General features: G+C 57.4%; 11 protein-coding genes. 4 read left to right on the top strand and 7 right to left on the bottom strand.

The annotated features are described in order from the left end of the window. Positions 1-78 precede the first annotated feature (78 nt). On the bottom strand, positions 79-1,569 hold the full coding sequence (dgt, locus tag EPG66_RS20035; RefSeq protein WP_069025842.1) for a dGTPase: 1,491 nt from the start codon (positions 1,567-1,569) through the stop codon (positions 79-81). Between the two features lie 92 nt (positions 1,570-1,661). On the opposite strand from dgt, the gene mtnN reads away from it, so the two are divergent. From mtnN to EPG66_RS20020, 3 genes are all read left to right on the top strand, one after another. After that, a complete protein-coding gene (gene mtnN / locus EPG66_RS20030; RefSeq protein WP_010254075.1) occupies positions 1,662-2,360 on the top strand; it encodes a 5'-methylthioadenosine/S-adenosylhomocysteine nucleosidase in 699 nt (232 codons plus the stop codon). Next, positions 2,353-3,147, top strand: coding sequence for a vitamin B12 ABC transporter substrate-binding protein BtuF (gene btuF, locus EPG66_RS20025; RefSeq protein WP_115758001.1), 795 nt, complete (start codon positions 2,353-2,355; stop codon positions 3,145-3,147). The genes mtnN and btuF overlap by 8 nt, the downstream gene beginning before the upstream one ends. Positions 3,148-3,270: 123 nt before the next feature. Beyond that, complete coding sequence (locus tag EPG66_RS20020; RefSeq protein ID WP_010254068.1) at positions 3,271-3,522, top strand: hypothetical protein; 252 nt, start codon at positions 3,271-3,273, stop codon at positions 3,520-3,522. 30 nt (positions 3,523-3,552) lie between these two features. On the opposite strand, the gene erpA is transcribed toward EPG66_RS20020, so the two are convergent. Next, positions 3,553-3,900 carry an iron-sulfur cluster insertion protein ErpA gene (gene erpA, locus EPG66_RS20015; RefSeq protein WP_010254064.1) on the bottom strand — a complete coding sequence of 116 codons (348 nt, stop codon included), beginning with the start codon at positions 3,898-3,900 and terminating at the stop codon, positions 3,553-3,555. Between the two features lie 203 nt (positions 3,901-4,103). On the opposite strand from erpA, the gene hemL reads away from it, so the two are divergent. Beyond that, on the top strand, positions 4,104-5,384 hold the full coding sequence (gene hemL / locus EPG66_RS20010; RefSeq protein ID WP_039391370.1) for a glutamate-1-semialdehyde 2,1-aminomutase: 1,281 nt from the start codon (positions 4,104-4,106) through the stop codon (positions 5,382-5,384). 252 nt (positions 5,385-5,636) lie between these two features. Here hemL and fhuB read toward each other — a convergent pair whose 3' ends face one another. The 5 genes from fhuB to mrcB all read right to left on the bottom strand — a co-directional run bounded on the left by fhuB (position 5,637) and on the right by mrcB (position 14,295). After that, positions 5,637-7,616 (bottom strand): Fe(3+)-hydroxamate ABC transporter permease FhuB, encoded by a 1,980-nt coding sequence (gene fhuB / locus EPG66_RS20005; protein WP_182687917.1) that lies wholly within the window; start codon positions 7,614-7,616, stop codon positions 5,637-5,639. Beyond that, positions 7,616-8,494: a Fe(3+)-hydroxamate ABC transporter substrate-binding protein FhuD gene (gene fhuD, locus EPG66_RS20000; protein WP_039391365.1), complete on the bottom strand. Its 879-nt coding sequence runs from the start codon at positions 8,492-8,494 to the stop codon at positions 7,616-7,618. The genes fhuB and fhuD overlap by 1 nt, the downstream gene beginning before the upstream one ends. 10 nt (positions 8,495-8,504) lie before the next feature. Beyond that, complete coding sequence (gene fhuC / locus EPG66_RS19995; RefSeq protein ID WP_163638332.1) at positions 8,505-9,299, bottom strand: Fe3+-hydroxamate ABC transporter ATP-binding protein FhuC; 795 nt, start codon at positions 9,297-9,299, stop codon at positions 8,505-8,507. Positions 9,300-9,338: 39 nt separating this feature from the next. Then, positions 9,339-11,555, bottom strand: a complete 2,217-nt coding sequence (gene fhuA / locus EPG66_RS19990; protein ID WP_182687915.1) for a ferrichrome porin FhuA — start codon at positions 11,553-11,555, stop codon at positions 9,339-9,341. Between the two features lie 199 nt (positions 11,556-11,754). Beyond that, positions 11,755-14,295 (bottom strand): bifunctional glycosyl transferase/transpeptidase, encoded by a 2,541-nt coding sequence (gene mrcB, locus EPG66_RS19985; protein WP_031591230.1) that lies wholly within the window; start codon positions 14,293-14,295, stop codon positions 11,755-11,757. Positions 14,296-14,375 lie beyond the last annotated feature (80 nt).

Raw genomic sequence — 14,375 nt, 5'->3', positions numbered from 1 at the left:
TAAATGTTTTAGCGCGAAGTTCCTTTAAAAGTTTAAGGCAAAAGTAAAAATTTATTCGCGCTCTTTACAATTGGCGGCTTATTCTACCGCCATCAGTCGCCGGTACTCATCCCAGGCATAGAGATCGGTCATACCACTGATATAATCCTGAATGAGCCGGAAGCGATAATAACGCTCCCACAACAGACGCTGATATTTATGTTCGACAACCAGATTACGCATCTTATGCAAATAGGCTTTACGGTGTTTACCCGAGAGCTTATGAAAAAGCCGGGTTTCAATCGGATGCTGACGCAGGAAATCTTCATTTATCAGCGTGGTAAAGGCTTCGTAATTGAGGCGCATCAGCGGCTGATAGATCTCCAGCAGCCCTTTAATCACCCGGTAACCCTGTAACTCCAGCTGCTCGACTTCAGAGTGATTAAAGACCTGCTGGCGCGCAACGGTTTTAAACAATTGCAGCAAGCGGCCCTCTTCACCCTCATCTTCCAGTAGCGCATGGTTAAAACTTCCATCGAATATAGCAGGAAGATTATCCACAAAACGTTTCACAGCATAGCTTACCAGCACGCTCTGAACATTTACGCGAAGTGACATAAAAAATTGATCGCTGCGGCTTCGGCGTTTTTTACTGCAGGCTTCACGCCAGGCTTCACCAATAGTCCGGCTGAAAGCGTCATTATTTTTAACCGGCCCCCAGGCTTTATTGAGAAATTCATACAAACTCTCAACATTAAAGATATCTTTTTCTACAGCGTCGTCCAAATCGGCAATACAATAGGAGATATCATCCGCAGCTTCCATTATATAAGTCAGCGGAAAACGGTGGTGCTCTTCCATATTGGTGGCAGCACGCAGGTCGGCAATATAATCCTGCTCAGAGAGATAAAACCCAGGCTTCTTCATGAGTACGCTAAATTCGGCGGGTTTTTCCCCCTGCCACCAGGCCGGCGCGGTATATTTCAGGATGCAGGCGACCTGAGAATAACTGAGATTCAGTTGCAGCAGCGTATGCACCATCCGGATCGCCTGCGCGTTACCTTCAAAGTGACAGAGATCCTGACGGATCATGGCGTTGAGTTGATCAAAGGCTTTACGCTGTGCTTCTCCTTCCACGCCGGCCACCAGCGGATCCACCAGCTCGGCTGAGAGGTTCTCTTCAAACCAGTCATTAATCGCCGCCTCGCCAAAATGGCCAAAAGGTGGATTACCGACATCATGCATCAGACAGGCCATCTCAATCAGACTTTCAAACGCGCCTTCCAGTTCATCAAGACCATACTGCCCCAGCCCGCCCTGCATCTTCAGGGTTTGCAGAATCTCTTTGGTGATGTAACGCCCGGTCTGCTGCACCTCCAGCGAGTGCGTCAGGCGGGAACGAACGGCAGCGTTGCGCTCAAGCGGAAACACCTGCGTTTTTTGCTGCAAACGCCGGATGGCGGCGGAGTTTATAATCCGTCCGCGATCGCTCTCAAAATGGCGCGTAATGTAATATTCGCCTTCCGGTTCCTTGCGGCTGTTATAAGGGCGCGAGAAGCTGATCTTCTTCCTGAAATTGATCGCTGACATGGATTACCCCTTATTTTTTCGTGAATTAATCCCCTGAATGCCATGGTAGACTATGCCCTAAATTTTGATTCTTTACATTAGCGGAACTCACTATGAAAGCAGGCATTATTGGCGCGATGGAGCAGGAAGTCACACTGCTGCGCGACAAAATTGAAAACCGTCAAACGCTGTCGCTGGCGGGTTGTGAAATTTATACCGGCACCCTGCAGGGCGTTGAGGTGGCTCTGCTGAAATCGGGCATTGGTAAAACCTCTGCCGCGCTGGGTACCACGCTGCTGCTGCAGCTCTGCAAGCCGGATGTGGTGATCAACACCGGTTCGGCTGGCGGTTTAGCGCCCTCGCTCAGCGTCGGCGATATCGTGGTGTCAGAAGAAGTGCGTTATCACGATGCTGACGTCACCGCTTTTGGTTATGAGCCGGGTCAGATGGCAGGTTGTCCGGCCGCGTTTGTGGCAGACAGCAAGCTTATCGCCGCTGCAGAAGCCTGTATTCAGCAGCTGGATCTGAATGCCGTACGCGGTCTGGTGGTCAGCGGTGATGCCTTTATCAATGGTGCCGAACCGCTGGCGCGCATTCGTAATCTGTTCCCGCAGGCGATTGCCGTTGAGATGGAAGCCACCGCTATCGGCCATGTCTGTCATCAGTTCCAGGTGCCTTTTGTGGTGGTCCGTGCCATTTCCGACGTGGCCGATAAGCAATCTCACCTCAGCTTTGATGAGTTCTTAAGCGTTGCGGCGAAGCAATCTTCGCTGATGGTAGAGAACCTGCTGGCGCATCTGGCGCGTGGCTAAAACGCTACTCCTCTGCTGGCTGCTGCTGTTAAGCGGCAGCCTGCTGGCTTCCCCGCCACGCGTGATTACCCTCTCCCCTCACCTTACCGAACTCGCCTTTGCTGCCGGGATTACCCCGATTGCGGTCAGCGCCTGGTCCGACTATCCGCCGCAGGCCAAACAGATTGAACAGGTCGCAAACTGGCAGGGCATCAAGGCTGAACGTATTCTGCAGCTTAAGCCGGATCTGGTATTAGCCTGGCGAGGCGGTAATCCGCAGCGGCAGATTGACCAGCTACAGGAGCTCGGCGTGCCGGTTAAATGGATTGATCCGCTGACGCTGGATGAGATGTTCACGGCGCTGGCCGATCTGGGCCACTGGAGTCCCAGACCGGAGCAGGCAACTCGCGCTGCCCGCCAGTTACGTCAGCAGGAAGCCGCGCTGCGTCAGCGCTATGCTCATCTGACTGCGGTTCCGCTTTTTTTGCAGTTTGGTCAGCAGCCCCTGTTTACCGCCGCCAGAGCCACGCTGCAGAATGAAATTATTACGTTATGTGGCGGCAGGAACATCTTTGCTGACAGCCGCGTCAGCTGGCCGCAGGTCAGCCGTGAGCAGGTGCTGATGCGCCATCCTCAGGCCGTTGTGACGGGTGGCAGTGCGCAGCAGGCGGAAAACATCCGGGTGTTCTGGCGACCGCAGCTGGATGTACCGGTGATTGCCATCAACGAGGACTGGCTTAGCCGGCCAGGCCCGCGACTGCTGCTGGCAGCGCAGCAACTCTGTGCGGCCCTGCATCCCGATGAATAAATCGGCGAATTGATTAAAGTCGCTGCGATTTTTGCCGTTGATCAATACCAGAGACGAACGCGCCACGTATGCTCGCCGTCCTTTTAGCGCCCCGGCGCTTTTTTAAAACACCAGGAACCTTATATGACCAGAGCACTGCTGCTGGCCATAGGGCTGTCGATCGCCGGTTCTGCCTTTGCAGGATCGATAAATGGCTCTATTGGCGCCAGGCTTGTCATCTATTCACGCTGTGAAATCAACACGGCTAACGGTCAGCCCGCACCGCAGATCAACTGCGGCAGACAGGCAAGCGCGCAGCCGCGCGTAACAAACGGCCAGATTCAATCGCAGGGAAGTGTGAAGCAAAGTAACCGGCTGGTCACAATAGAATGGTAAACGAGGCCGTCTGTATGACGGCCTGCATTATCAGATACTGAAGGAAGAGCCACAGCCACAGGTGGTTTTGGCATTCGGGTTGGTCACGATAAAGCGTGAGCCTTCCAGACCTTCCGTGTAATCCACTGAACCGCCCACCAGATATTGCAGGCTCATCGGATCAACCACCAGTGAGACGCCCTGCTTTTCAATGGTCATGTCGCCATCATTCATCTGATCGTCAAAGGTGAAGCCGTACTGGAAACCACTGCAACCGCCACCGGTGATATAGACGCGAAGTTTCAGCGCCGGGTTTTCTTCGTCGGCAATCAGGTTCTTCACCTTGGTGGCTGCGGCGTCGGTAAACTGCAACGGCAGTGCTACTACTTCATCACTCATGTTTTACTCCGGTAAACGCCCAGGTCAGAAAACGACCTTAATTACGCTATTATCAGCCAGCACCTCAGCGCAATCAAGCTCTGCCCTTCGCACTCTGTGCCGCATTCACTCCTGTTAAGGGCACAGGGGGCGAATCCACCTTTCGTCTGCTGCCCCTCTTCCGTAGAATGGCGCAATATTTTTCTGAACCGCTGGAGCCGAAAATGAGTAAGTCCGAACAACTGTTTGCCGAGGCACAACGCCTGATCCCGGGTGGGGTAAACTCGCCAGTACGCGCATTTACCGGTGTGGGCGGCGTTCCGCTGTTTATTGAACACGCTGATGGCGCCTATCTCTATGACGCTGACGGCAAAGCCTATATCGACTATGTCGGCTCATGGGGTCCGATGGTGCTGGGTCATAACAACGCGGCGATCCGTAACGCCGTGATTGAAGCGGCACAGCGCGGCTTAAGTTTTGGCGCACCGACCGAAATGGAAGTGACCATGGCGCAGCTGGTGTGTGAGCTGGTGCCGAGCATGGAGATGGTGCGGATGGTCAACTCCGGCACCGAAGCGACTATGAGCGCTATTCGTCTGGCGCGTGGCTTTACCGGCCGCGATAAAATCATCAAATTTGAAGGCTGCTACCACGGCCACGCCGATCATCTGCTGGTGAAAGCTGGCTCAGGTGCGTTAACACTGGGTCAGCCAAACTCGCCGGGCGTACCGGCCGATTTCGCTAAACATACCCTGACCTGCACCTTTAACGATCTCGATTCAGTGCGCAGCGCTTTTGAGCAATATCCTGAGTCGATTGCTGCCATCATCGTTGAGCCGGTCGCTGGCAACATGAACTGCATCCCACCGCTGCCGGAGTTCCTGCCGGGTCTGCGTTCACTGTGTGATGAGTTCGGCGCACTGCTGATTATCGATGAAGTGATGACCGGTTTCCGTGTCGCGCTGGGTGGCGCGCAGGCTCATTACAATGTGCGCCCTGATTTGACCTGTCTTGGGAAAATCATTGGTGGCGGCATGCCGGTCGGTGCGTTCGGTGGCCGTCGCGAAGTGATGGCGGCGCTGGCTCCGACCGGTCCGGTTTATCAGGCAGGTACACTCTCCGGCAACCCGATCGCCATGGCGGCGGGTTTCGCCTGCCTGACGCAGATCGCGCAGCCGGGCACCCATGAGAAGCTGGATGCCCTGACCCGCAAGCTGGCAGAGGGTCTGCGCGAAGCAGCGCAACAGCAAAATATCCCGCTGGTGATTAACCATGTTGGCGGGATGTTCGGCCTCTTCTTCACCGATGCTGACAGTGTAACCTGTTACGCCGATGTGACCCGCTGCGATGTGGAGCGCTTTAAAACCTTCTTCCACCTGATGCTTGAGGAGGGCGTTTACTTTGCGCCTTCAGCCTATGAAGCGGGCTTTATGTCGCTGGCGCACAGCGAAGAGGATATTCAGCGCACTGTGGACGCCGCGCGTCGTTGTTTCGCGAAGCTGTAATTGCGGCAGCGTTAAAGATGAAGACCGGCAGCAGCCGGTCCGGGATCTCACAGCAACATAAAACTCAACGCGCAGGGAACACGGGCAGAGGAGGAAAGCGTCCCGCGCCAGGGACGGCGCGGGCCGAGCGTGTCAGGGATGACGGCTTTTGCGTCTTTCCGATCTGACCGTGTTCCCTTCGCAGGCTCAGTCTCACAGCCAATCGGGCCAGACTTTGTTAATAATCTCAGACCGGTTTGCGCCGGTCTTTTTTTAACCTGAACGCCGCAGCAGCCAGATAAAGTAAGGCGCGCCTAAAAAGGTCGCCATCAGCCCGGCTGGGATCTGATCCGGGAATGCCAGCATCCGTCCGCACCAGTCAGCCAGCACCATCAATCCCGCCCCCAGTAATCCTGACAGCAGCAGTTGCGGCAACGCTCGCCGGAATCCCAGCATACGCGCCATATGGGGCGCCATTAGTCCGACAAAACTCAGCGGACCAATAGTCAGTGTCGCACTGGCGGTCAGCGCGGCCGCCAGCAGCAGCAGACTCAGCCGCGCAGGCGTCAACGCCATACCGGCCGAGCGTGCGGTAGCACTTCCCAGCGGCAGCAGCGTCAGCCAGCGACTGGCCAGCGGTGCCAGCGACACCAGCACCAGCGCGCAGACTGCGCTCTGAACCGCCTGAGTGCCGCTGATGTTATAGGTCGAACCGGAAATCCAGCTCAGCAGCCCGCCCATACGCGGATCGCCACTCGCCAGCAGTAGCATCAACAGGGTGAAAAAGGCGCTGTTCAGCGCCATGCCCGCCAGCAGCATTCGTTCCGGCGAAAAGCCGCCCCGACTGGCTACCGCCATGATCACCAGCAGCGTCAGCGCCGCGCCCAGCGCACCGGCGGGCAGCAGCCAGGCCAGCGCATCGCCCGGCACAAAGAACATCATCATCACCACGCCAAAAGCGGCACCCGAACTGATGCCCAGCACTTCCGGGCTGGCCATGGGATTGCCGGTCAGCCGCTGAATGAGACTCCCCGCCACGCCCAGCATCAGGCCGGTTACCAGCGCAGCCAGCACGCGCGGTGCGCGCCACGGCAGCAGCGATTGCAGCATCTCACCCGCAGACCAGACCCAGCCCTGCGCATCTCGCCCAAACGCCAGACCACCCCACCCCAGCAGCGCCAGGATGGCAAGCCCCGTCAGTACCCAGCGCAGCAGGTTCTGTCGCTCGGCGGGCACCTTATCACCCTGATTCAGCGCGGGCGGCACCGAACCGGTGCGCAGGCGCGGCAGCAGCCACAGCAGAATCGGGACGCCGAGTAGCGCCGTGGCGGTGCCGGTCGGGATATCGCGCCAGTGGGTGCTGAGCCACAACACGCAACTGTCCGCCAGCCATAGCAGCAGCGCGCCAGTCAGCGGAGCCAGCAGCATCCGGGTGATGAGCCGTCGTCCACCCAGCAGCTTCGCCAGTAGCGGCGCAAACAGCCCAATAAAGCCGATGATACCGGCGACATTGACCAGCTGTGCGCTGAGCAGGATCGCCAGTCCAAGGCCACCAATCCGCGCGACGGAAAGCGCCAGACCAAGGTTTTTCGCAACCCCATCATCCAGCCCCATCAGCGTCAGCGGACGCAGCAGCGCCAGCGCCAGCACAAACGCCAGCAGCAGGCGCGGCCAGAGCTGCTGCACATTTTCCCAGCTCATCTGATTCAGCGCACCGGTGCTCCACAGAAACATGTTCTGCAGCTGATCGTGATTGAAGATAGCGAAGATTTGATTCACCGCGCCGCTGTAAAGGCTCAGCACCAGCCCGGCCAGAATCAGCGTCACCGGCGACAGACGTTTGCCCCAGGCTACACCAAACACCAGCGCCCCCACCAGCAGCGCGCCACTGAGCGCGGCAAACTGCTGTGTCAGCGCCCCGCCCGGCAGATGCCACAGCGTCGCCACGGTAATGCCCAGCTGTGCGCCGGAAGAGACGCCGAGCGTGGTCGGCTCCGCCAGCGGATTACGCAATATCTGCTGAAACAGCAGACCGGCTAAGCCCAGTCCACTCCCCACCAGCAGCGCCAGCACGATACGCGGCAGCAGGCTGTAGTGAAACACCATCTGCGACAGGCTATCGACCGCCGGTGACCAGAGTGCCAGCCACCATTCAGCCTGTGGCAACGCCTGATGCAGATTGACCAGCGTCAGGCTGAGCGCCAGCAGAAACAGCAGGCTGAGGAGGCCTGCGGGAAACAGAGCATGGCGCATCAGTGCGTCTCCAGCGCGCGTTCCAGCACGCGAACAAAGTGCAGCGCCGAGAGCGTCGCACCGTAATACCAGACGGCCGGGACGCGCTGAAAGCGTCCGGTGCGAACAAACGGCAGCGACTGCCACAGCGGGCTGCGCATCAGTTGCTGCATCTCCGCATCGTTGTCATGATCAAAGCAGATGACATCCACATCCCCGACCTGCGCCAGCTTTTCAATGCCGATCACCGCGCTGCCCCAGAAATTCGTTTCGCCCTGCCAGCCATTTTTCAGGCCCAGCAGAGTCATCACTTCCAGAAAAAGACTGTTTTTGCCGAAGGTAATGGCGTGACGACTGTCGAGCAGCGACATCAGCAGGATAGTCCGTCCGGCATAGGGCGCCAGCCGCTGGCGCGCCGCCGCCAGCTGATCATCAACTTCGCGCAGATGCTGTTCCGCTCGCGCGCTTAATCCAATGCGCGCCGCCAGCTGACGCAGCGATGCGCGCGCGGCAGTGAGGGGTTTCCCGTCACCGCTGTGGAGGTCGAAGCCCATAATGGGCGCGATGCGCGTCAGTTTCTCTTTAGGCGGGCCGTAGCCGTTGGAGCAGAGGATCAGTGACGGCTGCATTTGCGCCATCAGCTCAAGATTGGGTTCGGTGCGCAAACCTACATCGATCACACCCTGAGGAAGCGGCGGCTCCCCTACCCAGATGTTGTAGTTGTGCAGATCGGCCACGCCCCAGGGCGTGACGCCTAGTGCTATCAGCAGTTCGGTGGGTAACCACTCCAGTGCAATAATCCGACCCGGATTTGGCGTGGCGGCACGCAGGGGAAGCGCACAAAACAGCGGAGAGACTGCCAGCGCCAGCATCAGTCGGCGGCGATTAAGATCGGGCATCATCCTCTCCTTAACAGACAAAACTGACCGGCGCGCCGCCCTGCGGGTGCGGTAAAATGCCCATCGGAATGCCATAAATCGCACCGAGCACCTCAGCCTGCATAATCGCCTCTGCGTCACCTTCGGCAATCATCGCGCCCTGACGCAGCGCCACCAGATGATCGCAGTAGCGTGCTGCCATATTAATATCGTGCAGCACCGCAATCACGGTTAAGCCGCGCTGCTGGCTCAGTGCTTTTATCAGCGCCAGCACCTCAACCTGATGGGCAATATCCAGCGCCGACGTCGGTTCATCCAGCAGCAGACAGCGGCTGTTCTGCGCCACCATCATCGCCAGCCAGGCGCGCTGACGCTCGCCGCCCGACAGGCTATCTACCAGCCGTCCGGCAAAGGCATTAAGCCCGACCTGGGCAATCGCATCCTCTACCCGGTCGCGATCTTCCTGACCAAAGCGCCCCAGCGCGCCGTGCCAGGGATAGCGGCCAATCGCCACCAGTTCACGCACCGTCATCCCTTCGGCTGCCGGTAACTGCTGCGGCAGATAGGCTACCTGACGGGCAAAGGCTTTGCTTTTCCAGCTTCCGACGGGCTGCTGATTCAACAGCACCTCTCCGCTGCTGGCCGCGTGGTGACGACCCAGCATTTTTAACAGTGTTGATTTGCCCGAGCCGTTGTGACCGATTAGCCCGGTCACTTTTCCCGGCGGAAAGGTCAGCGACAGTGGCTGAAGGAGAGTCCGGCCCGGCACTTCAAAACTGGCGTTTTTCAGCGTAAAGGTCGCCTCTTCTGCGTGCGGATGCGGCATGGTTATCCCTGTGAACGGGCGCCGAAGCGCCCGGTTAAATCAGAATCTGAAGGTCGCGGTGCCGACAATCTGGCGCTCCGCACCCCAGTAGCAGGCGTATTCACGATAGCAGCTGGCGACGTAGTCGCGGTCAAACAAATTGTTGACGTTGACGCCCACGGTCGAACCCGGCAAACCGAAACGACCCAGATCATATTTCAGCGCCGCATCCACCGTGGTGTAACCGGCAACTTTAAAGTTCTGGTTCGAGAGTCCAGCAGCGCTATTATCTGTGGTATCAGCATACAGCCCCTGGCTTTCACCCACGTAGCGAACCCCAGCGCCGATCGTCACCCCTGACAAAGCGGTCTCGTGGAAGGTGTAATCACTCCACAAGGAGGCCATGTGCTTCGGCACCTGTACCGGCGTTTTGCCTTTCAGCAGCGTATCTTCGGTATATTCCGCATCGGTATAGGTGTAGGACGCCGTCAGGTTAACGTTGGCATTCAGCGCCGCTTTAGCTTCCAGCTCTACGCCCCGTGACCGGATTTCACCGCTCTGAACGCTGAAATTGACATTACCGGGTTCAGCCGTCAGATTTTTGGTTTTGGTCAGTTGGTAAACTGCGGCGGTAAGCACCACCGGACGATCTTTGGGAACATATTTCACGCCAGCTTCATATTGCTTTGCGCGTGAGGGATCAAACGGTTGACCGCCGGACGTAGTACCGGTGTTGGGAATGAATGATTCGCTATAGCTAAAGTAGGGAGCCACACCATTATCAAACACATAGTTCAGACCACCGCGCCAGGTGAATGCCTGGTCGTGATTTTTCACTTCGGTACTGCTACTGCGGTTAAGCGCAGAGGTTGTGGCGTAATCGTAACGGCTACCTAACGTCAGTACCCAACGATTCCACTCCATCTGATCCTGTGCATAAAGACCGGTTTGTTCTTGTTTATTCAGATAGTGATAAGGGAATGGCGTACCGATTGCAGTATCATTGCCATATTGGGGTTTGATCGCATTAAGTGGCGTAACAGTGCCGAAGGCAGCATCAATATCGTTACGGGTCCGTTGATAATCGACGCCCAGCAGCAGCGTGTGATCCAGCTGGCCGGTGGCAAATTTCGCCTGCGCCTGAGTATCGACCGCAAACTGATTGAGCTTCTCTTCAGAAATGGCGGAACCGCGATTAATCTCCTGAGTTTGCGCATTAAAACTGCTGCCGTAAATACTGCGGTAATCGGTGCGCAGGTCGGCATAACGCAGGTTCTGGCGCAGCGTCCAGGTGTCGTTAAAGCTGTGCTCGGCGTTATAACCGACCATTTTGGTGTTGCGTGAAATCTTGTTGCTCTGCTCGCCTTCATCAAAGTTGGTTGGCAGTTTGTACTGGCTGCCATCAGCGCGGGTGATCGGTACCACCGTGCCCTGACGCGGCAGCCAGCCGTAATAACCGGTTTCTGGCTCGTTCTGGAAATAGGTGAGCAGGTCAATGCGGGTGCGATCGTCGGGACGCCAGCTGAAAGCCGGTGCGATGGTGTAGCGCTTCTCTTTGTTCATCGCCTGCTGCGCATCCTGACTACGCGCCTGGCCGGTCAGGCGATAGCTGTAGACGCCGTCGTCGTCCAGCGCGCCGCCAAAGTCAAAGCCGGTCGAGAAGAGGTTGTCGTTGCCCATCTGGAACTGCACTTCGCGCAGGGTTTCCTGGGTCGGACGCTTACTCACCAGCGAGACCACGCCGCCGGGATTGCTCTTACCGTAGAGCACCGAAACCGGGCCACGCAGCAGTTCAGCGCGTTCCAGAAAGTAAGGGTCAATGGCAAACTCAGAGTAGTTATCACCCTGCAGTTTCAGACCATCCAGATACTGATTGGTGTTGGTTTCGCTGAAACCGCGAATCGACAGTGCATCAATTACGTCTGAGCTGCCCCGGTTACCGGTCAGCACGCCAGGCGTGTAGTTAAACGCCCCTTTCACGCTGGTTACGTTACGCATCTCCATCTCTTCACGGGTGACCACGGAGATGGACTGCGGATTTTTTTCAATGGGGGTATCAGTTTTCGTCCCGGTGGCGCTGCGTTTCGCTGCCACAGTGGGTGCCGGTCCCCAGGCGCTTTCCGCCTCGACGCTGCTGCCGCCATCAGCCGAGACGACCATCGTCTCCGCCTGCGCGGCGTAAAGAGAGGAGCTCAGGCTCAGTGAGATCATGATGCCCAGAAGCGGTCGGGAAAATGTTTTTTTGGTGTTGTCAGAAAAAGTCGTTCGCGCATTCATAAAAGTGTCTCTTAACAATAGGCTCAGGCAGGCGAATCGAAACGATAATGATTATTATAACGCTTAGATAATATGCGAAATTCAGCAGGCACTGCAAGAAGAAATCCCAGTAGTGACGCCGTTTGCAGGCCGATTGACGCGTATTGATCAGGAACAAAAAAAGGGCGCCGAAGCGCCCTTTTTAACCTGTCTGACTGATTTATTTGCCAAACATATCTTTTATCCACCCTGCTACGCCGTCGCTATCTTTCTGCTCCTGCTGTTGCTGGGTCGGTTGTTGCGGCTGCTGCTGTTGCTGTTGTTGCTGCTGCTGATCGAAGAGCTGTTGTTGCTGCTGCACCTGCTGCTGCTGTTGCTGACACAGTGCATTCGGATCCAGCGCCCACACCGGCAGAGAACGCCAGGTGCTGCTGCCCGTGCCGCAGACAAAGTTACCGGCAGAATCCACATTCATCAGCGACACATCTTCCGGCGGCGTCAGCTGCAACGGCATCGGGGCCTGAATGTCCAGGTAGCGACGGTAGAGCTGCATCGCGCCGCTGGCACCATAGAGTTTGGTCGGCTGGTTGTTATCGCGTCCCACCCAGGTGATCGCCACTTCTTTGCCATCAATACCGGCAAACCAGCTGTCCACCAGATCGTTGGTGGTACCGGTTTTGCCCGCCAGATGCGCATTAGGAAAACGCGCGCCCAGCGCACGGGCGGTACCGTGGTCAGCCACCTGTTGCATGGTGTAGAGCGTCAGATAAGCGGCCTGCGCTGGTTCAACACGCTGCGCCTGCGGATAACTCTGATAGAGCACACTGCCATCTTCCGCAATCACCGAACGCACCGCTGACAGCGACGCGCGGTTGCCGCCGCTGGCGATCGACTGGAACGCCTGAGCCACTTCAACCGGCGTCAGGTTTAAGGCACCCAGCAGCATCGATGGTACCGGATGCAGCTGCTCTTTCGGCACGCCCAGCTTGTTCCAGGTATCCACCACCGCATCCAGCCCCAGCGTCATGCCGAGGTTTACGGTCGGCACGTTCATTGAGTTGGTCAGCGCATCCACCAGCATCACTTTGCCGCTGAAGCGACGATCGTCGTTCATCGGTTTCCAGATGCTGCCGTTTGGCTGCTTCAGCGCAATCGGCTCATCGGCGATCCAGCTGTTCAGCCGGTAGCTGTTTGGCTGGCTCAGCGCGGTCAGGTAGGTCGCCGGTTTCGCCAGTGAGCCGATTGAGCGGCGTGCCTGCAGCGCACGGTTGTAACCCGCATACTGTGGATCGGCACCGCCGACCATAGCGCGGACTTCGCCGCTGAAACGGTCAACCACCACCATCGCGGTTTCCAGATCTTTCAGGCCACGCTGTTTTTTCAGCGTCGGAATGCCATCGATCACCGCCTTTTCGGCCGCATCCTGCGACACCGGATCCAGCGTGGTGAAGATTTTCACCCCGGAGAGATCTTTCACCTTGTCGCCCAGTTTCGCCTGAAGCTCGTTACGCACCATCTGCATAAAGGCCGGCTGCGGCGTAATCACGCCGCCTTTCGGCTGCACGCCCAGCGGACGGGCCGACAGCATGTCATACAGCTCCTGGTCGATCACTTTCTGCTGCTGCAACAGGCGCAGTACGAGGTTGCGTCGTTCCAGCGCCAGTTTCGGGTTACGCCACGGATTATAGAGCGACGCGCCTTTCACCATGCCGACCAGCATCGCCTGCTGATCCAGACTCAGCTCATCAACCGGACGGCCAAAGTAGTAGAGGCTGGCCAGCGGGAAACCGCGGATCTGATCGCTGCCAGCCTGACCGAGATAGACCTCGTTCAGGTAGAGCTCCAGGATGCGATCTTTGCTGTAGCGCGCATCCATGATCACCGCCATGTAGGCTTCACGCGCTTTACGCCACAGCGAACGCTCGTTGGTGAGGAACAGGTTCTTCACCAGCTGCTGCGTCAGCGTACTGCCGCCCTGCACCGCTTTCCCGGCCGTGATGTTCGCCAGGAAGGCGCGGCCAATGGAGTAAGGGCTGATGCCATCATGCTCATAGAAATGGCGATCTTCGGTGGCGATCAGCGTATCGACCAGCAGATCCGGGAAACCGGCGCGCGGTACGAAGAGTCGCTGTTCACCATTCGGCGACTGCAGCATGGTGATCAGGCGCGGATCGAGGCGGAAAAAGCCAAAATCACGGCCGGTTTCAAGGTTTTTAATCTCGCTCAGCTCATCTTTACTGAAGCTCATGCGCGCGTGGATCTGCCCCTCTTTACTGTCGGGGAAATCAAACGGGCGACGCAGCAGATCGATGGTGTTGCCCTTCACCGAAAACTCGCCAGGGCGGGTAATACGGGAGACTTCGCGATACTGAGTGCCTTCCAGCAGCGCTACCATTTCACTTTTGTTGTAGGCCATGCCGGGTTCCAGGCTGACCATGCGGCCATAGACGGTGGCGGGCAGTTGCCACACTTTACCGTCAATCCGGCTGCGAATTTCCGAGTCGAGGTAGATGCCCCACGCGGCCATGACCACCACAAACACCAGGAACAGTTTGATTACCCATCCCAGCCAACGGCGTTTGCCGCGCGGCGGTTTTCCACCTTTACCTTTACGTGGCACCGGCGCTTCCTCCTCGTCATCATTAAAATCGTCCTGATCGATATCCTGTTCGATATCCCTGCGTCGTCCCCGGCCCGCACTGCTGCGCGGCGGCAACGGTTTACCTTTGCGCCCTATTGGTTCGCGATCGTTCCCAGACATTACTTTTCTTCTCCAGGCAGTGCTTACGGCAGCGCCGCTACTCTAACTGCTTTCTCGCGTGCCGCATGGCAGAACCCTCT

Origin of the sequence: Pantoea pleuroti (assembly GCF_014156615.1) — a bacterium.
In the GTDB taxonomy this organism is placed as follows: domain Bacteria; phylum Pseudomonadota; class Gammaproteobacteria; order Enterobacterales; family Enterobacteriaceae; genus Pantoea; species Pantoea agglomerans.
Note: the sequence above shows the minus strand (reverse complement) of the source record. Positions and strands in the feature narration are given on the sequence as shown.